Origin of the sequence: Pseudomonas sp. ES4 (genome assembly GCF_050586665.1) — a bacterium.
Lineage (GTDB): Bacteria > Pseudomonadota > Gammaproteobacteria > Pseudomonadales > Pseudomonadaceae > Aquipseudomonas > Aquipseudomonas frederiksbergensis.
In genome coordinates this window covers 104,363-121,481 of sequence record NZ_JBOBDO010000014.1, presented here as the reverse complement: position 1 = coordinate 121,481, position 17,119 = coordinate 104,363, and the positions used below count along the sequence as shown (strand labels likewise).

General features: G+C 60.3%; 17 protein-coding genes. 7 read left to right on the top strand and 10 right to left on the bottom strand.

The window, feature by feature from the left end:
* Positions 1–132 precede the first annotated feature (132 nt).
* Positions 133–1,131, bottom strand: coding sequence for an AraC family transcriptional regulator (locus tag ACQ4OB_RS17050; RefSeq protein ID WP_430956091.1), 999 nt, complete (start codon positions 1,129–1,131; stop codon positions 133–135).
* Between the two features lie 340 nt (positions 1,132–1,471).
* Here ACQ4OB_RS17050 and ACQ4OB_RS17045 point away from each other — a divergent pair, with 340 nt between their 5' ends.
* Together ACQ4OB_RS17045 and ACQ4OB_RS17040 are read left to right on the top strand one after the other, a co-directional pair.
* The gene (locus ACQ4OB_RS17045; protein ID WP_074879147.1) at positions 1,472–2,806 is read left to right on the top strand and encodes a dicarboxylate/amino acid:cation symporter; all 1,335 of its coding nucleotides are present in this window, start codon (positions 1,472–1,474) and stop codon (positions 2,804–2,806) included.
* 144 nt (positions 2,807–2,950) lie between these two features.
* Complete coding sequence (locus ACQ4OB_RS17040; protein ID WP_430956090.1) at positions 2,951–4,132, top strand: CaiB/BaiF CoA transferase family protein; 1,182 nt, start codon at positions 2,951–2,953, stop codon at positions 4,130–4,132.
* Between the two features lie 110 nt (positions 4,133–4,242).
* Here the strand turns inward: ACQ4OB_RS17040 and ACQ4OB_RS17035 are convergent, their stop codons facing one another.
* Together ACQ4OB_RS17035 and ACQ4OB_RS17030 are read right to left on the bottom strand one after the other, a co-directional pair.
* Complete coding sequence (locus ACQ4OB_RS17035; RefSeq protein WP_074879143.1) at positions 4,243–4,737, bottom strand: SprT family zinc-dependent metalloprotease; 495 nt, start codon at positions 4,735–4,737, stop codon at positions 4,243–4,245.
* Between the two features lie 158 nt (positions 4,738–4,895).
* The gene (locus tag ACQ4OB_RS17030; RefSeq protein WP_074879141.1) at positions 4,896–5,498 is read right to left on the bottom strand and encodes a Yip1 family protein; all 603 of its coding nucleotides are present in this window, start codon (positions 5,496–5,498) and stop codon (positions 4,896–4,898) included.
* A gap of 374 nt (positions 5,499–5,872) precedes the next feature.
* Here ACQ4OB_RS17030 and ttcA point away from each other — a divergent pair, with 374 nt between their 5' ends.
* Together ttcA and ACQ4OB_RS17020 are read left to right on the top strand one after the other, a co-directional pair.
* Positions 5,873–6,697 carry a tRNA 2-thiocytidine(32) synthetase TtcA gene (gene ttcA / locus ACQ4OB_RS17025; protein ID WP_430956089.1) on the top strand — a complete coding sequence of 275 codons (825 nt, stop codon included), beginning with the start codon at positions 5,873–5,875 and terminating at the stop codon, positions 6,695–6,697.
* Positions 6,698–6,828: 131 nt separating this feature from the next.
* On the top strand, positions 6,829–7,503 hold the full coding sequence (locus ACQ4OB_RS17020; RefSeq protein ID WP_076028287.1) for a DNA-3-methyladenine glycosylase I: 675 nt from the start codon (positions 6,829–6,831) through the stop codon (positions 7,501–7,503).
* 122 nt (positions 7,504–7,625) lie between these two features.
* On the opposite strand, the gene ACQ4OB_RS17015 is transcribed toward ACQ4OB_RS17020, so the two are convergent.
* The 3 genes from ACQ4OB_RS17015 to arsC are packed head-to-tail and all read right to left on the bottom strand — an operon-like array spanning position 7,626 to position 8,999.
* Positions 7,626–8,051, bottom strand: a complete 426-nt coding sequence (locus ACQ4OB_RS17015) for a DUF2069 domain-containing protein (protein ID WP_430956088.1) — start codon at positions 8,049–8,051, stop codon at positions 7,626–7,628.
* Between the two features lies 1 nt (position 8,052).
* Positions 8,053–8,649 (bottom strand): NAD(P)H:quinone oxidoreductase, encoded by a 597-nt coding sequence (gene wrbA / locus ACQ4OB_RS17010; protein WP_008147989.1) that lies wholly within the window; start codon positions 8,647–8,649, stop codon positions 8,053–8,055.
* On the bottom strand, positions 8,646–8,999 hold the full coding sequence (gene arsC, locus ACQ4OB_RS17005; protein WP_430956087.1) for an arsenate reductase (glutaredoxin): 354 nt from the start codon (positions 8,997–8,999) through the stop codon (positions 8,646–8,648). The genes wrbA and arsC overlap by 4 nt, the downstream gene beginning before the upstream one ends.
* A 114-nt stretch (positions 9,000–9,113) precedes the next feature.
* Between arsC and ACQ4OB_RS17000 the strand changes: the two genes are divergently transcribed.
* Entirely contained in the window at positions 9,114–9,581 is a 468-nt protein-coding gene (locus ACQ4OB_RS17000) for a TlpA disulfide reductase family protein (protein ID WP_074879132.1), read from the top strand.
* A 162-nt stretch (positions 9,582–9,743) separates the two neighbouring features.
* Here the strand turns inward: ACQ4OB_RS17000 and ACQ4OB_RS16995 are convergent, their stop codons facing one another.
* The 4 genes from ACQ4OB_RS16995 to ACQ4OB_RS16980 all read right to left on the bottom strand — a co-directional run bounded on the left by ACQ4OB_RS16995 (position 9,744) and on the right by ACQ4OB_RS16980 (position 14,642).
* Entirely contained in the window at positions 9,744–10,148 is a 405-nt protein-coding gene (locus ACQ4OB_RS16995; protein WP_074879130.1) for an META domain-containing protein, read from the bottom strand.
* Positions 10,148–10,582 carry a hypothetical protein gene (locus tag ACQ4OB_RS16990; protein WP_074879128.1) on the bottom strand — a complete coding sequence of 145 codons (435 nt, stop codon included), beginning with the start codon at positions 10,580–10,582 and terminating at the stop codon, positions 10,148–10,150. The genes ACQ4OB_RS16995 and ACQ4OB_RS16990 overlap by 1 nt, the downstream gene beginning before the upstream one ends.
* Positions 10,583–10,659: 77 nt before the next feature.
* Positions 10,660–11,652, bottom strand: a complete 993-nt coding sequence (locus ACQ4OB_RS16985) for a 2-hydroxyacid dehydrogenase (RefSeq protein WP_430956086.1) — start codon at positions 11,650–11,652, stop codon at positions 10,660–10,662.
* Positions 11,653–11,888: 236 nt separating this feature from the next.
* Positions 11,889–14,642 (bottom strand): response regulator, encoded by a 2,754-nt coding sequence (locus tag ACQ4OB_RS16980; RefSeq protein ID WP_430956085.1) that lies wholly within the window; start codon positions 14,640–14,642, stop codon positions 11,889–11,891.
* Positions 14,643–14,856: 214 nt separating this feature from the next.
* Here ACQ4OB_RS16980 and ACQ4OB_RS16975 point away from each other — a divergent pair, with 214 nt between their 5' ends.
* Together ACQ4OB_RS16975 and ACQ4OB_RS16970 are read left to right on the top strand one after the other, a co-directional pair.
* Positions 14,857–15,579, top strand: coding sequence for a response regulator transcription factor (locus ACQ4OB_RS16975; protein WP_430956084.1), 723 nt, complete (start codon positions 14,857–14,859; stop codon positions 15,577–15,579).
* The gene (locus ACQ4OB_RS16970; protein WP_430956083.1) at positions 15,566–16,996 is read left to right on the top strand and encodes a histidine kinase sensor domain-containing protein; all 1,431 of its coding nucleotides are present in this window, start codon (positions 15,566–15,568) and stop codon (positions 16,994–16,996) included. Before ACQ4OB_RS16975 ends, ACQ4OB_RS16970 begins: the two co-directional genes overlap by 14 nt.
* The last annotated feature ends 123 nt before the right edge of the window (positions 16,997–17,119 follow it).

Sequence of the window (17,119 nt, the reverse complement as noted above, 5' to 3'; positions counted from 1 at the left end):
CGGAGCGACTGATCGTTCCCACGCTCTGCGTGGGAATGCAGCCCGGGACGCTCTGCGTCCCTTTCGGGAGCTGGAACGCGGAGCGTCCCTTGAGGCATTCCCACGCAGAGCGTGGGAACGATCAGTGGAACTTCAGTTCTCTTGCGCGCGATAAGCCCCAGGCGTAAGTCCGGTCCACTTCTTGAACGCCCGGTGAAACGCCGAAGGCTCGGAAAACCCCAGTTGCTCGGCAATCTGCTGCAACGACAAATCCGCCCGCCCCAGGTGATAAATCGCAATGTCCCGCCGCAGCTGATCCTTCAATTCCTGAAAACTCGACCCTTCCTCCCGCAAATGCCGGCGCAAGGTTTGCGGGCTGATGTGCAAGTGCGCGGCCACCTCTTCAAGATCCGGCCAGTGCGAACTGTCACGGCTGAGCAACCTTCGCAACTGGCTGCTCAAACTGTCGCCGTCGTCCGGGCGCGACAACAGGTCGGCGGGGGAGCGTTCGAGGAAATGCTTGAGTGTCCGTTCATCCTGCAGCAGCGGCATGTCCAGGTAACGACTGTGAAACAACAGGCTGCTCGGCGCCGTGGAAAACGCCAGAGGACAGGGGAACAGCAAATCGTATTCGGCGCCGTGCTCGGGTTTCGGGTAACTGAACGTCGCCTGTTCCAGGCGAATGCGCTGGCCGATCAGCCAGCTGCCGAGACGATGCCACACCAGCAACTGGCTCTCGGTGAGGAAGTGGTCCGGGTCGCGGAACTGCGAGTCGTCGAGGCTCAGGCGAATCAGGTCGTCTTCGCGGGTCAGGGTCAGACGGGGGCTGTTGGGGAACAAGCTGTAAAACAACAGGCCGCGGTGGAGTGCTTTCTCCAGATTGCGGCAGTGGATCAGCGCATGGCACATCATCGCGAAGCTGCCGGTTTTGCTCGGAACCGGTCCGAAACCCAGGTATTCGTCGTCCAGTCCCAGCCACAGGCCCTGGATCAATCGGGTGAACTGTTCAGGCGCGATTCGCGCCCGCGGCTCTTCAAGCAACTCGGGGCTGATGCCGAGTTGTTGCAGCAGATTCGAATAGTCATAACCCAGCCGGCGTGCGCCACCGAGGGCGGCACGGGCGAAATGACTGGCGATGGTGCGTTCGCGCATAGCAGGCAAGTCCGTCCATTGAACGGCCGATGGTAGCCGTGGCGCCTGATGATGAACAAGGCGGATATCCGCCAATTTGTAGGACGAGGTTTGGTCGATGGGCGGAAATCCGCCACTTTGTCGTAACCGTCTGGTGACAAAGAAAAACCTGCAACCCTTGAAGCCAAAAGGCTTGCTGGCGATTTGACGAAGGTGGCACGGGCCTTGCGATACAACTCGCAGATGCCTGCCGCTGCGCAGCTCGACAAAACAAATCCCTCCAGTGCAGGAGGGTTCGCAATTGAGGTGTCAGGTGCAACAGATGGATGTTGCTACTGAGGCACTCTTGAGGAACTTTGCAATGACGACTCGTCAGCCACTGTATAAATCCCTGTACTTCCAGGTGATCGTTGCTATTGCCATCGGCATCCTGCTCGGTCACTTCTACCCGCAGACCGGTGTAGCCCTCAAGCCGCTGGGTGACGGGTTCATCAAACTGATCAAAATGGTCATCGCGCCGATCATCTTCTGTACGGTCGTCAGTGGTATCGCCGGCATGCAGAACATGAAATCGGTCGGCAAGACCGGCGGCTATGCGCTGCTGTACTTCGAAATCGTCTCCACCATCGCCTTGCTGATCGGTCTGGTCGTGGTCAACGTCGTGCAACCGGGCGCCGGCATGCACATCGACGTGACGACCCTGGACACCAGCAAAATCGCTGGCTTCATCTCGGCCGGTAAAGACCAGAGCATCATTGCTTTCGTTCTCAACGTGATCCCGAACACCATCGTCGGCGCCTTCGCCAACGGCGACATCCTGCAAGTGCTGATGTTCTCGGTGATCTTCGGTTTCGCCCTGCATCGCCTGGGTGCCTACGGCAAACCGGTGCTGGACTTCATCGATCGCTTCGCTCACGTGATGTTCAACATCATCAACATGATCATGAAGCTCGCTCCAGTCGGTGCGTTCGGTGCGATGGCCTTCACCATCGGTGCCTACGGTGTCGGTTCGCTGGTGCAACTGGGTCAGTTGATGATCTGCTTCTACATCACCTGCATCCTGTTCGTAGTCCTGGTTCTGGGCGCCATCTGCCGCGCGCACGGTTTCAGCGTGCTGAAACTGATTCGCTACATCCGTGAAGAACTGCTGATCGTGCTGGGCACTTCCTCTTCGGAATCCGCGCTGCCACGCATGCTGATCAAAATGGAACGTCTGGGTGCGGATAAATCGGTAGTGGGTCTGGTGATCCCGACTGGTTACTCCTTCAACCTCGACGGTACTTCGATCTACCTGACCATGGCGGCTGTGTTTATCGCTCAGGCGACTGATACGCCGATGGACCTCACTCACCAGATCACCTTGCTGCTGGTGCTGCTGTTGTCCTCCAAAGGTGCGGCAGGTGTGACCGGTAGCGGCTTCATCGTGCTGGCAGCGACCCTGTCGGCCGTGGGTACTCTGCCGGTGGCCGGCCTGGCGCTGATCCTCGGTATCGACCGCTTCATGTCCGAAGCCCGTGCGCTGACCAACCTGGTGGGTAACGCCGTAGCCACCCTCGTGGTCGCCAAGTGGGTGAAAGAGCTGGACGAAGACAAGCTGCAAGTCGAGCTGGCTTCTGGCGGTCGCGGTATCTCCGACGAGCGTGAAGTAGATGACCTGGGCGTGGCTGAAGGCCCGACCCCAAGCAACGTCAAATAAGACGGCTGCACTGAAAAAACCCGCTTCGGCGGGTTTTTTCATGCCTGGGATTTGAGCGCAACGGTCAGCGCATCTGACGCTTAAGGTGATTGCTGCAAGGGCGTAGGCTGCCTAGTCTGGAGGCATCGTTTACGGAGAACGCCCATGCTCGGTCCACTGGCATCACTCAAGGTTCTGGATTTCTCGACATTGCTGCCGGGGCCGTTCGCCTCGTTGCTGCTGGCAGACATGGGCGCCGAGGTGTTGCGCATCGAATCGCCAACACGCATGGACCTGTTGCGGGTGTTGCCACCGCATGATCAAGGCGTCTCGGCCAGCCACGCCTATCTCAATCGCAACAAGCGCAGCCTGGCGCTGGACCTCAAGCAGCCCGAGGCGCTGGAGGTGATCAAGCAGTTGTTGCAGGACTACGACATCGTGCTGGAGCAATTCCGTCCCGGCGTGATGGACCGGTTGGGTTTGGGCTATGAAGCCTTGAAGGCGATCAATCCGAAGCTGATTTATGTGTCGATCACCGGGTATGGCCAGACCGGCCCCTACAAGGACCGCGCCGGCCACGACATCAACTACCTGGCGTTGGCGGGGCTTTCGAGCTACACCGGCCGCGCCGACAGTGGCCCGTTGCCGTTGGGCATGCAAGTGGCGGATATCGCCGGTGGCTCGTTGCACGGGGTGATCGGCCTGCTGGCGGCGGTCATCGCCCGGCAGCAAACCGGGCAGGGGCAGCATCTGGATGTGAGCATGACCGACTGTGTGTTCAGCCTGAACGCCATGGCCGGTGCCGGGTACCTGGCCTGCGGGGTGGAGCCGGGCAGGGAAAATCAGATGCTCAATGGCGGCAGCTTCTACGACTATTACCGTTCCCGCGATGGGCGCTGGTTCTCGGTGGGCAGTCTGGAGCCGGTGTTCATGCAGCAACTCTGCACGGCATTGGGTCGCCCGGAACTGGCGGCCCAGGGGCTGTCGCCCGAGCCGGCCCGGCAACAGGCGCTCAAGGAGGCATTGAAAGTTGAATTCGAAAAACACGACTTTGCCGAGTTGTGTGAGCTGTTCGCCGGCGTCGATGCGTGCGTCGAGCCGGTGTTGAGCCTGGGCGAAGCGGTGCGGCATCCGCAGGTGAAGGCGCGGGCGCTGGTGACCGAAGTGCCGCGGGGTGACGGGACGACTCAGGCGCAGATGGCGTGTCCGTTGAAGTTTTCGGACGGCTTGCCTGAGCCTCGGCATATTGGCGCGGCCATAGGGCAGCATACGGATCAGGTGTTGGAGGAGTTGGGGTATAGCGCTGAGCAGATCGCGGAGTTGCGCCGTGCCAGGGTCGTTACATAGATCGTTCCCATGCTCCGCGTGGGAATGCATCCCGTGACGCTCTGCGTCACAGTGGACGCGGAGCGTCCATGGCGGCATTCCCACGCAGAGCGTGGGAACGATCATGTGGGTCACTCGACCCGCATTTCCCCACTAAACACCAACGTGCTCCGGCACCGCCGACACAAATACCGTCGCCCCTGTCTCACCAAACCATGACGCTGCGCCGAAAACGGGAAATCGCTGTCGGGGCACGGGCATTTGTAGATGTAGCGGGTCATGCTGCGGCGTTTGACGTCATAGGTGTGGCAGCGATTGGGCGGCAGCTCGTACACGCCGCGCATGATCAGTTGCCACTCTTCGCCATGGGGCTGGATGCGGTCGCCGAACAGTTGATGGGCGATCAGGTGCGCAACCTCATGGGCCACGGTTTGCTTGAGGAAGTCTTCGGTATTTTCCCGGTACAGCTGTGGATTGAAGCGCAGCAGATTCTCGTGCAAATGCGCGACACCGGCTTTTTGCCCGCGCAGCTTGAGGCTCACCACGGGGCGTTTGAAAGGTCGTTTGAAAAAGGATTCGGCTAGCTGGTAACAGTCTTCGACGCGGGAATTGAGTTGCTCGGGCATGCTTGATGGATCTCCAGAGGCGTCGAGTATGCCGCAACCCTTGGGACTTGCGAATCGTTCAGGCGCCGAATGGTCGTCACCGTTTTCTATCCTTGAACATTAGAAGGCCGCCTTGCGGCGGCCTGTGTTGGCAGATCTTGTTTTTGGGTGAAGAGTGGCTAGTTCGTATAGACCGGCCCCACGCCGAGTCCCCAGACAATGACTGTGAACGCCATGATGGCCACTAGCACCACCAGGCCTACAGCAAGCACCGAACTCGAAAACAGAAATCCCTCGTCTGATGGAATGTTCATGAAAGTGGGTAGCCCCACATACAGCAGGTACACCGTGTAGCAGATGGCCGCGGTGCCAACGATCATCCCAAGCCACATGTGTGGGTACAGCGCCGCCAGACCGCCGATAAACAGCGGTGTCGCGGTGTAGGTCGCAAATGCAACGCAGCGTGCCAGGCTCGGGTTGGCGTCATAGGTGCGCGCCATCCAGTGGATGAACGCGCCCATTACCGCCACACCGCCCAGCATCGCCAGGTACGACATGACCGTCATCCATATCGCGCTTTCCATCGTCAGCATCACTGGTGCGCGACTGCCAATGACCCAGCCGACCTGTGTGGTGCCAATAAATGCCGACACCGCAGGGATCGCCGCCAGAATCAGGGTATGAGTGAGATACATGTGGCTGATGCTTTCCTCCTGGTCGCCACGAATCTCTTTCCATTCTTGGTCAGGGTGGGTGAAGAGCCCCACTACGTGATGGATCATGCCAGTCACTCCTCTTGTTTTTACCGTCGCCCCCCAGTGGAGCGCCTACAGGCCAAAGTGGCCGAGTAAGGAAAGGTCTGGATTATGTGTGCGACCTTATGTCGCAGTATAGAAAGGTCTTAACGGCGCGGGTTGCAGGGCTTTAGAGCAAATTGCACTGTAAACACGTCTGTTAATCGCCGCAGGGTCTGTGCACCCAGACCCTTGTGGGAGTGAGCCTGCTCGCGATGGTGTAGTGTCAGTCAATATCAATGCAACCTGTCACACCATAATCGCGAGCAGGCTCGCTCCCACAGGGGATAGGGGGCTCTTCGCCCGTGACCGGTTTTTGCGTAAAATGCCGGCCTTTCGTCACACCTCACGGATTTCGCGTCATGGGCACTCTTACGGTCAACCAGAACAAACTGCAAAAGCGCCTTCGCCGCCAGGCTGGTGAGGCTGTTGCCGATTTCAACATGATTGAAGACGGCGACAAGGTCATGGTCTGCCTGTCCGGTGGCAAGGACAGCTACACCATGCTCGACGTGCTGTTGCACTTGCAGAAGGTCGCCCCGATCAAGTTCGAGATCGTGGCCGTGAACATGGACCAGAAACAGCCAAGTTTCCCCGAGCATGTGCTGCCGGCCTATCTCAAAGAGCTGGGCATCGAGTACCACATCGTCGAGAAAGACACCTATTCGGTGGTCAAGGAGCTGATCCCGGAAGGCAAGACCACCTGTTCGCTGTGCTCGCGCCTGCGCCGCGGCACGCTCTACACCTTTGCCGACCAAATCGGCGCGACCAAGATGGCCCTCGGTCATCACCGCGACGACATCGTCGAGACCTTTTTCCTGAACATGTTCTTCAACGGTTCGCTCAAAGCCATGCCGCCGAAGCTGCGCGCCGACGATGGCCGCAACGTGGTGATCCGCCCGCTGGCCTACTGCAACGAAAAGGACATCCAGGCCTACTCGGACTTCAAGCAATTCCCGATCATCCCGTGCAACCTCTGCGGTTCCCAGGAAAACCTGCAACGCCAGGTGGTCAAGGACATGCTTCAGGAGTGGGAACGCAAGACGCCAGGTCGCACCGAAAGCATTTTCCGCAGCTTGCAGAACGTGATCCCGTCGCAACTGGCGGACCGTAATCTGTTCGACTTCACCAATCTGCGTATCGATGAAACTGCCGCTTCGCGGTTCGTCAACGTAGTCAACCTCTAAACACAATCACTGTGGGAGCCAGCCTGCTGGCGATAGCGGTCGGTCAGACACATCGTTGTTGACTGACCCACCGCTATCACCAGCAGGCTGGCTCCCACATGAGTCTGTTCACTTACTCATCAGGAAAGGGCATGCGCGATTACAAGTGGCTGCACGAATACTGTCTGAACCGCTTCGGTTCGGCAGCTGAACTGGAAGCCCATCTGCCCGTTCCGAAAACCCCGGCGCAATTGCGCAAGATCAGCGACGACCGCTACCTCTCGACCATGGCGCTGCGCGTCTTCCGCGCCGGGCTCAAGCACAGCCTGGTGGACGCCAAATGGCCGGCGTTCGAAGAAGTGTTCTTCAAGTTCGACCCTGAGAAAGTCGTGCTGATGAGTGCCGAACACCTTGAACGTCTGATGCAAGACGCGCGGATCATTCGTCACCTGGGCAAACTCAAGAGCGTGCCGCGCAATGCGCAGTTCATTCTCGATGTGGCGCATGAGAAGGGCAGCTTCGGCGCGTTGATCGCCGATTGGCCAGTCACGGATATCGTTGGGTTGTGGACCTACCTGAAAAAGCGTGGCCATCAATTGGGTGGCTTGTCGGCTCCGCGGTTCTTGCGCATGGTCGGCAAGGATACGTTTGTGCCGAGTTATGACGTGGTCGCGGCGTTGAATGCACAGAAAATCGTCGACAAGGTGCCGACCAGCCTGCGGGATCTGGCGTTGGTACAGGATGTGTTTAACCAGTGGCATGAAGAAAGTGGTGGGCGGCCGATGAGCCAGATATCGATGATGCTCGCCTACACCGTCAACCACTGACGAAAATGATCGTTCCCACGCTCCGCGTGGGAATGCCGCCCGGGACGCTCCGCGTCCCTGTGACGCGGAGCGTCACTTGATGCATTCCCACGCAGAGCGTGGGAACGATCACTGTAGGAGGATCAGGCTGCCGCGGTTTCGCCTTCACCCGCCAACTTGCGGTTCAACTGAAACCGCCATCGCACATACAACAGCGCCGAGCAGAACACCGCCACGCTGGCGCCCATTTCCAGCAAGCCAAACAGCTGCCGGTTCGGGTCATAGGCCGCCAATGCGCCCTTGATGAAATACAGGTTCACCACAAAACACATCCATGAATGCCCGCGCGCACTGCCGATAATCATCCCCGGTGCCAGCAATAGCAGCGGCACCAGTTCGATCAGCAGAATCACCCACGGACGGGCGCCGTGCAGGTCGGCGAAGATCAGGTAGTAGGCACACAGCAAACCCACCAGACCGAAGTAGCACAGCAGGCTGATGACGCGCATCGCCCGAACCCGCGGTTCGAGCCATTCGATGGAGGGCAAAATCTTCGGCTTTTTGGCCACGTCAGTTCCCCAGTTTCTGTGCCGTCTTCGCCAAACGCAGGCCCAAGGCCCGGCACAGCGCGACTTCATGTTCATTCAAGCCGCTTTTGCCATCGGCCCCGGCGTGATGGCTGGCGCCGTAAGGCGTGCCGCCGCCACGGGTTTCCAGCAGGGCCGATTCGCTGTAAGGCAGGCCGGTGATCAGCATGCCGTGGTGCAGCAACGGCAACATCATCGACAACAGCGTGGTTTCCTGGCCGCCGTGCAGGCTCGCGGTGGAGGTGAAAACGCCGGCCGGTTTGCCCACCAGAGCGCCGGTCAGCCACAGGTTGCTGGTGCCGTCGAGGAAGTACTTGAGCGGCGCCGCCATGTTGCCGAACCGGGTCGGGCTGCCCATGGCCAGGCCTGCGCAATTTTTCAAATCGTCGAGGCTGGCGTACAGCGCGCCTTCGTCCGGGATGTCCGGCGACACGGCTTCGCATTCGCTGGATATCGCCGGGACCGTGCGCAACCGGGCTTCAAGACCGGCCTGCTCGACACCCCGGGCGATCTGCCGGGCCATTTCATTGGTCGAGCCGCTGCGGCTGTAATACAAGACCAGAATGTACGGCGCACTCACGGCAGCAACTCCAGAACATTTTCCGGTGGCCGGCCGATGATGGCTTTGTCGCCGACTTCCAGAATCGGTCGCTCCATCAGTTTCGGGTTGGCGGCGATGGCGGCGATCAATTGCGCCTCGCTCAGGCTGTTGTCGGCCAGGTTGAGGGTTTTGTATTCGTCCTCGCCGGTGCGCAGCAGTTGCCGGGCGCTGATGCCGAGCTTGGTCAGCAGGCTCTGGATTTGCGCGGCGTCCAGCGGGGTTTCCAGGTAGCGGACCACGGTCGGGGTCAGGCCACGGGCTTCGAGCAGTTCGAGCGCACCGCGGGATTTCGAGCAGCGCGGGTTGTGATAAAGCGTCAGATCGGTCATGTGCGGTTCGCATCTTGCGTAAGGTGACGGCTATTCTAACTGTGCAGCGCGTAATCCAGAACCTTGGGAGGCGATGGGTCGCAGGCACATTCAATTTTGAACAAGGAATACAACATGACTAGGCGACTGGCAGCGGCATTGGCGATCATCGGTACGTTATTGCTGGGGGGCTGCGGTAACGACTATGGCATCGACCAGAACGGCCAGAAAGTCGCCGCCGAACGCCTGGACAAACAATGGCTGGTGCTCAATTACTGGGCTGAATGGTGCGGGCCGTGCCGAACCGAGATCCCGGAATTGAACGCGTTGGCCGATCAGCTCAAGGACAAGAAGATTGGTGTGTTCGGGGTCAACTTCGACAATGTGCAGGGGGAAGAGCTGAAAAGCGCCAGTGAAAAACTGGGCATCAAGTTCACCGTACTGGCTTCTGATCCGGCTGATCTGTTTGAGGTGCCGCGCAGTGAGGCGTTGCCGGTGACTTACATCATCGATAACAAGGGCAAGGTACGGGAACAGTTGATGGGCGAGCAGACGGCGGCGGGGGTGATGGCGAAGCTTGAGGCGTTGCAGGCGAAGAACTGAGTGCGCTGATCGTTCCCACCTGTGGCGAGGGAGCTTGCTCCCGCTCGATTGCGCAGCAATCGTAAAGCTGTGTATGCGGTGTACCTGACGACACGAAGTGGTTGGGTTTAGGGCTGCTTTGCAGCCCAGCGGGAGCAAGCTCCCTCGCCACAATTGAGAGGGTTAACCCTCTTCAAGCCACCAGCGCAAGGGTTTGCCTTCTGCCGGCCAGAAACGCATCTGGTCGATCGGCGAGACGTCCCAGCGCTGAACGTTTTCCAACGCCTGGAGGAAACGCTTTTCCTGCTCCATCAGCGCCGGCGCACACAGCTTGCGTGTGCTGCCAACCTTGCCGAAGCTCAGCTTGTCGCCTTCCAGGGTGTACGGTGCGAACCAGTGGTTGCAGCCGCCGTTGCCGTAGGCCCGGCCGTCGTCACCGAGGGTGATGGTCAGGTGGCTGTAATCCATCAACGGACGTTCGCCGATCCACTCCAGAATGTAGCTGCGGTTGTGTTGCAATTGCACCGGCTCGGCGGCGCAGCCCAGCAGGCTGGCGCCAACCATCGCGGACAGAGCGAGGCGTTTCATCACGCAGGCTCCTGGCATTTCGGGCACAGGTGCTTCTCGCTGACCGTGGACCAGCCCAATTCGGCAATCCGAGCAGTGGCAGCAGGCTTTTCAGCCTTGTTGCCCAGCTTGGCGTCGACCGCGAACTCGAAGCTCAGCTCTTTGGCGCAGCTGTCGCAGTTGACTTTCCAGGTGTGGATCGCCAGTTCACCGAACACCGGACCACTGGCCACCGCGACCCATTGGCCGGGCGGGTTGATCAAGTGGCGAACCGTTTCGACGGTCAGGCGCATGGACAAGTCCTTGGCGCCTTTCAGGGTCACTACCAGCACGTCGTTGTTACGAATCGAGCCGCCGTTGCCGGTGACTTGATAACGCCCCGGCACAAGGGCGCGGCATTCGGTGAGGGTGTGTTGCGGGTTCATCAGGCTATAGCGGAAATCGTGTTCGACCATGGGTCCTCCAAATATGCGCGGCATGCTAGCACGGACATCAGCGCAGCATGGAGCGGGCGTATGACCTTCGATCTGGTTCAGTCAGCCGTTACCAGATTCGCAGGCGCGCCTGCTGCCCAGGCGGCGATGTTCTGCAGGGTAGTCGCGGCAATCGCGCCTAGGGCTTCGCGGGTGAGGAAGGCCTGGTGAGCGGTGATGATCACGTTCGGAAAGGTCAGCAGCCGCGCCAGCACATCGTCCTGCAGCGGCAGGTCGGAACGGTCCTCGAAGAACAGCTGCGCCTCCTCTTCATACACATCCAGCCCCAGATAACCCAGTTGACCGTCCTTCAACGCGTCGATCAGCGCCGGCGTGTCCACCAGGCCACCGCGGCCGGTGTTGATCAGCATCGCACCCGCTTGCATATGCGCCAGGGACTCGCGATTGATCAAGTGTTTGCTTTGTTCGTTGAGCGGGCAGTGCAGGCTGATGATCTGCGACTCGGCCAGCAGTTGCGGCAGGCTCAGGTAACGGGCGCCGAGCGCTTCGACTTGCGGGTTGGGGAAAGGGTCGTACGCCAGCAATTGGCAGCCAAAGCCGTTCATGATTTTCGCGAAGGTCGCGCCGATCTGCCCGGTGCCGACCACGCCGACGGTCTTGCCCACAAGGTCGAAGCCGGTCAGCCCGTGCAGGCTGAAATCCCCTTCGCGCGTGCGGTTGTAGGCGCGGTGCAGGCGTCGGTTTAGCGCCAGGATCAGCGCCACCGCATGTTCCGCCACTGCGTGGGGCGAGTAGGCCGGGACGCGCACAATCGCCAGCCCCAAACGTTTTGCCACTGCCAGGTCGACATGGTTGTAGCCAGCCGAACGCAGGGCGATCAGGCGTGTGCCGCCCGCGGCCAGGCGTTCGAGCACCGGCGCACTGAGGTCATCATTAATGAAGGCACAGACCACGTCGTGATGCTCCGCCAGCGCCACCGTATCAAGGCTCAGTCGCGCTGATTGAAAGTGCAGTTCAATGCCGGCGGGCAGGTCGGCACTCAGAAAACTGTCGCGATCGTAGGTCTGGCTACTGAAAAGAATCGTACGCATGCGGTCCTCCTGGAAAATTTCACGCTTTTCACGCTTTTCACGCTTTTCACGCTTTTGTAGCAGCTGGCGAAGCCTGCGTTCGGCGACGTAGTCGTCGTAAATCCGGCAAACGCGGTTTACCTGAAAGACCGTAGCGCCTGATTTTACGACGACTACGTCGCCGAACGCAGGCTTCGCCAGCTGCTACAGAGTCCGGTGAGCTTAGCGCTGATGGTGGTCGGCGCCATTGCGTTGCATCAGGCATTTATACGGGCATGGGCGGCCAGGCGATTGATGGCCCGGTCGAGGTCTTCCAGCGCGCTGGGGGCTTTGGGGTCCTGTTGCTTGAGCAGGGTTTCGCTGCGCTGGCAGGCGGCGCGCAGTTGCGGGACGCCGCAATAACGGGTCGCGCCGTGCAGGCGATGGACGCGCTCGATCAGGGCGTTGTGGTCGTTGTTTTCCCGGGCGAAGCGAATCGCCTCGCGATCGGCTTCCAGCGACGCCAGCAGCATCGCCAGCATGTCCGCTGCCAGATCAGCCTTGCCGGCAGCGAGACGCAAACCTTCTTCGTGATCGAGCACCTGCAACTCATGACCGCCACCGTGGCTGTCGCTGGAGCGCTCCGGCCCATGATTGCGCAGCGCCAGGCCGGTCCACTTCAGCACCACTTGGGCCAGTTGCCGTTCGCTGATCGGTTTGGTCAGGTAATCGTCCATGCCGCTTTGCAGCAGCGCGCGTTTTTCGTTGGCCATGGCGTGAGCGGTGAGGGCAACGATCGGCAGCGGCGTGCAATGCCGTTCACTTTCCCACTGGCGAATCGCTTCGGTGCTTTGCCGCCCGTCCATGCCGGGCATCTGAACATCCATCAGCACCAGGTCGAAGGTTTCGGTCTGCACCGCCTTGACCGCCGCGTAGCCGCTTTCCACCGCGAGGACTTTGGCGCCCAAGTCTTCGAGCAGGGTTTGCACCAGCAGCAGGTTGGCCGGGTTGTCGTCGACACACAGCACTTTTGGCGCGCGGCTGGACACCGGTTCGCCGGGTTCGCTGCGGTGCTGACGCGGGTTGACCAGGTCGGACAAGGCCCGCCGCAGCTTGCGGGTACAGGCCGGTTTGGCCTGGAGCTGGCTGTGCGGGTTGGGCACCGAGAGGTGGAACAGCGTCTGTTCGGTGGTCGGGCACAACACCAGCACCTTGCAGCCCAGGTGTTCGAGGTCCCAGATGTGCTGGTTGAGGCGCTCGGGTGGCATGTCGTTGCTGGTGATGCCGAGCACCGCCAGGTCGATCGCCTGATCGGTCTGATGCGCGCCGGTCACGCCATTGGTCAGGCTTTCCAAGGTATTGAACGGAGTGACTTCGAGGCCACAGTCTTCCAGTTGATGCTGCAATGCCTGGCGGGCCAGTTCGTGGTTCTCCAGCACGGCCACGCGACGCCCGAGCAACGGCGGACCGGGCAGGTCTTCGGCGTCGTCGCGGGTTTTGGGCAGGCTCAGGCTGATCCAGAATTCCGAGCCTTCGCCCGGCGTACTGTCGACACCGATCTCGCCGCCCATCTGTTCGATCAGGCGTTTGGAAATCACCAGCCCCAGACCGGTGCCACCCGGTTGCCGGGACAGCGAGTTGTCCGCCTGGCTGAAGGCCTGGAACAAGGCGCGCACGTCCTGGTTCGACAGCCCGATGCCGGTGTCCTGGATGCTGATGCGCAGTTGCACGCTGTCTTCGTGCTCTTCCTCAAGCATGGCGCGGGCGACGATGGTGCCTTCGCGGGTGAACTTGATCGCATTGCTGACCAGGTTGGTGAGGATCTGCTTGAGCCGTAGCGGATCGCCTACCAATGACAGCGGCGTATCGCGATAAACCAGGCTCACCAGCTCCAGTTGCTTGGCGTGGGCGGCCGGGGCGAGGATGGTCAGCGTGTCCTGGAGCAGGTCGCGCAAGTTGAACGGGATATTGTCGAGCACCAGTTTGCCGGCCTCGATTTTCGAGAAGTCGAGAATCTCGTTGATGATTCCCAGCAGGCTGTCGGCGGATTTTTCGATAGTGCCCAGATAGTCGAGCTGGCGCGGGGTCAGTTCGCTTTTTTGCAGCAGATGCGTGAAGCCGAGAATGCCATTGAGCGGCGTGCGGATTTCATGGCTCATGTTGGCCAGGAACTCGGATTTGATCCGGCTGGCTTCAAGGGCTTCCTTGCGCGCCAGGTCCAGTTCGATGTTCTGGATCTCGATGGTTTCCAGGTTCTGGCGCACGTCTTCGGTGGCCTGGTCGATGCTGTGTTGCAATTCTTCCTGCGCGTTCTGCAGGGTGCCGGCCATGCGGTTGATGCCGGACGCCAGTGTGTCCAGCTCCTGGCTGCCGAGGGGCGGCAGGCGGGTTTCCAGATGACCGTCCTTGAGTTGCGCTACCGCTTGCTTGATCTGGCTCAGCGGCCGATTGATGCTCCGGCCCATGCGCAACGCCAGCAGCGCCGCACCGGCCAGGCCTGCGCCGATCAGCAACAGGCTGGCGAACAGGCTGCGGTAACCGCGCAGCAGCATGCCGTTGTGGGACAGTTCGAGCTCGACCCAGCCCAGCAGGCGATCGGCTTCGTCGGGAATCAGGTCGCCGGCCAGATTGCGGTGCTTGCCGAACACCGGCAGCAAGTAACGCGTCGCGTCATTGCCGCTGCGGCGCAGCATCTGCGCACCGTTGCCGACCGGCGCCTGATTGAGCATGGTCGGCCCGGCATGGGCCAACAAAGAGCGGTCGGGGGCGAGGAACGAAACGGCGCGAACGTCCGATTGTTCCAGCGATTGGGTGGCAATGCGTTCCAAAAGCTCGGTGTTCTTGTGGCCCATGGCCGGGGCCACCAGCGGCGCCAGTTGTTCGGCGATCATCTCGCCACGCTGCATGAGCTGGGTTTGCAGGTCGGATTGCTGCATCCAGGTGAAATAACCGCCCAGAACCAAGGCCATCAGGCTGGTCGGCAACAGGGTCAGCAATAACACGCGGCCTTTAATTCCAAGTTTTTTGAGCACGCATCTCTCCTGCATCCAGCGATTTAACGACCTGCACGTACGTCCAGCACGCGCCATTTGCGCAGTGTAGCGATTTGCAGGCGGGCAATCTTCGTAAAATTGATGTCGGCATTCGTCGGCTGGATCAACACTTTTACCTTACGGGCAAACCTTGTGTTGCCCGCAGCGAGGCAATCTTTAATAATCGCCAACTGAGAATTATTTGCAGATAGTCATGACTCCCATCACTGCTGGCCATCCTCGTATCCTGTCTATAGAAGACGACCTCGTACTCGGTGCTTATGTTCATGAGCATCTGGGACGTTGCGGTTTTCAGGTGACGTGGTGCCAGAACGGACTGGAAGGCTTGACCATCGCTCGCCAGCAAGCTTTCGACGTGGTGCTGATGGATATTCTGCTGCCGGGCCTGGATGGGCTGAACGTACTGACGCAGTTGCGCCAGAGCCATTCCACCCCGGTGGTACTGATGTCGGCGCTCGGTGCCGAGGCGGATCGCATCAGTGGTTTTCGCCTGGGCGCCGATGATTACCTGCCCAAGCCCTTCAGCATGGTCGAGTTGCGGGTGCGCATCGAAGCGATCCTGCGACGGGTCGCGCTCGACCGCCGGCCAGCGCCGGCACCGATTACCCCTTCGGCGGACAGCCTGCGTTTCGACGATGAATGCTGTGATGTCTTTTACGGCGAACACGCCGCCGGCCTGACCCGCAGCGAATACCGGCTGCTGGAAACGCTGAACCGCAATGGCGATGAAGTCCTGAGCAAAGCCTTCCTCTACCAGCATGTGCTGCAGCGCGGTTACGCGCCCCATGACCGCAGCCTCGACATGCACATCAGTCAGATCCGCCGCAAGCTCAAGGCTGTCGGCTACCTCGAGCGCGAAGTGCGCACGGTGTGGGGCAAGGGTTACGTATTGAGTGCTGTCGATGAAGTGGACTGAGCTGCCGGGCAGGCATTCGCTGTTCTGGAAACTGGCGTGTTTGTTGGTGGCGTTCTGTCTGCTGATGATCTGGCTCAGTTGGTCCTGGGGCCGCTACATGGAAAAGAAAAACCTGTTCCTGTCCGACGAGGCACGGGGCACGCTGATGCGCTACGCCGCCGAGGCGGAGCAGGCGTGGAATAAGCGCCAGAGTGCAGGCGTCGATGAATGGTTGCACGGCGTGGGCCATCGCGAGTCGACATGGGTCGGTGTGATTGGCGGCGATTTGCAGTCATTGAGCAGTTACCCGCTGACGGAAAAAGAAACCCGGCGCCTGACCTTTTTGCGCGGTCTGGATTGGCCGACGAGTCGCCATACCAAAGGATTGCCATGGTTGAGAGTGCCTTTCCCCAAGGATCCGTCCGCTGGCAGTCTGGTGATCGAACTGCCCCAGCGTTTCGTGCCCGGCCGTTACCGGGTGATCTGGCGGGTGATCACCAACGGGGTGATTCCCGGCTTGTTCACCTTGCTGCTGTGCGTCGGACTGTATCGGTTGCTGGTTGTGCCTTTGAACAGTCTGCGCGAACAGGCCAATGCCTGGCGTGCCGACCAGTTGAACGTGCGGTTGTCGAGCCGTATCACCAATCGCCCGGATGAGTTGGGTGAACTGGGTCGAGCCTTCGATCACATGTCCGAGCGTCTGCAAAGCACAGTGGCCCTGCAACAACAACTGCTGCGCGACTTGTCCCACGAACTGCGCACGCCACTGAGTCGCCTGCGGGTGGCCAGCGAAAGCGAGCAGGGGCTGACGCAATTGCGCGAACGCATTGGCCGAGAGGTCGATGGCATGCAGCGACTGGTCGAAGACACCCTGCAACTGGCCTGGCTCGACACCGAGCGCACTCGGTTGCCCGACGAATCGATCCAGGTTCAGGCGTTGTGGGAAATGCTCACGGAAAATGCCTGCTATGAAAGTGGCTGGCCGGCGAGCCAGTTGCAGTGCGCGGTGGATTCTTCCTGCTGGGTGCGCGGCCATCTCAATACGTTGGCTCAAGCGCTGGAAAACATCCTGCGCAATGCCATTCGTCATTCACCGCAGGGCGGCGTTGTGCGTTTGGGTGGGCGGCGCGATGGCGACTTCTGGCACGTGTGGCTGGAGGATGAGGGTGGCGGGGTGGCTGATGAAGATCTGGAACGGATCTTCTCGCCGTTCATCCGACTCGACGGATCGCGGCCGGGGGATGGTGGATTTGGCTTGGGGTTGAGCATTGCGAGGAATGCGGTGCAGCGGCAGGGTGGGCTGCTTTGGGCTGAGAATTCTGGGGCGGGGTTGCGGCTGAATATGCGGTTGGTGGCGGATGACGGTGGAGTCAGTGACGACGCTATCGCGAGCAGGCTCACTCCCACATTGGATGGGTGTCGGCCGCAAATGGTGTGATCACCCCCCTAACCCTGTAGGAGCGAGCCTGCTCGCGATGAGGCCCTCCCAGCTACAACCGTTCTAACTTTGCCGGAGCGTTCCCGTTATTTTGTACGACCTTTCCTAAAGGTCATTGCCGAC

Excerpts from the sequence above, each read along its gene's own strand:
- ACQ4OB_RS17030 (WP_074879141.1), bottom strand. The coding sequence starts at position 5,498 with ATGATCCATCACGTAGTGGGGCTCTTCACCCACCCTGACCAAGAATGG.
- ACQ4OB_RS16985 (WP_430956086.1), bottom strand. The coding sequence starts at position 11,652 with ATGCGTACGATTCTTTTCAGTAGCCAGACCTACGATCGCGACAGTTTT.
- ACQ4OB_RS17020 (WP_076028287.1), top strand. The coding sequence starts at position 6,829 with ATGCGCGATTACAAGTGGCTGCACGAATACTGTCTGAACCGCTTCGGT.
- ACQ4OB_RS16975 (WP_430956084.1), top strand. The coding sequence starts at position 14,857 with ATGACTCCCATCACTGCTGGCCATCCTCGTATCCTGTCTATAGAAGAC.
- ACQ4OB_RS16990 (WP_074879128.1), bottom strand. The coding sequence starts at position 10,582 with ATGGTCGAACACGATTTCCGCTATAGCCTGATGAACCCGCAACACACC.
- arsC (WP_430956087.1), bottom strand. The coding sequence starts at position 8,999 with ATGACCGATCTGACGCTTTATCACAACCCGCGCTGCTCGAAATCCCGC.
- ACQ4OB_RS17035 (WP_074879143.1), bottom strand. The coding sequence starts at position 4,737 with ATGCCCGAGCAACTCAATTCCCGCGTCGAAGACTGTTACCAGCTAGCC.
- ACQ4OB_RS17000 (WP_074879132.1), top strand. The coding sequence starts at position 9,114 with ATGACTAGGCGACTGGCAGCGGCATTGGCGATCATCGGTACGTTATTG.
- ttcA (WP_430956089.1), top strand. The coding sequence starts at position 5,873 with ATGGGCACTCTTACGGTCAACCAGAACAAACTGCAAAAGCGCCTTCGC.
- ACQ4OB_RS17040 (WP_430956090.1), top strand. The coding sequence starts at position 2,951 with ATGCTCGGTCCACTGGCATCACTCAAGGTTCTGGATTTCTCGACATTG.
- ACQ4OB_RS16995 (WP_074879130.1), bottom strand. The coding sequence starts at position 10,148 with ATGAAACGCCTCGCTCTGTCCGCGATGGTTGGCGCCAGCCTGCTGGGC.
- ACQ4OB_RS17045 (WP_074879147.1), top strand. The coding sequence starts at position 1,472 with ATGACGACTCGTCAGCCACTGTATAAATCCCTGTACTTCCAGGTGATC.
- ACQ4OB_RS17050 (WP_430956091.1), bottom strand. The coding sequence starts at position 1,131 with ATGCGCGAACGCACCATCGCCAGTCATTTCGCCCGTGCCGCCCTCGGT.
- ACQ4OB_RS16970 (WP_430956083.1), top strand. The coding sequence starts at position 15,566 with ATGAAGTGGACTGAGCTGCCGGGCAGGCATTCGCTGTTCTGGAAACTG.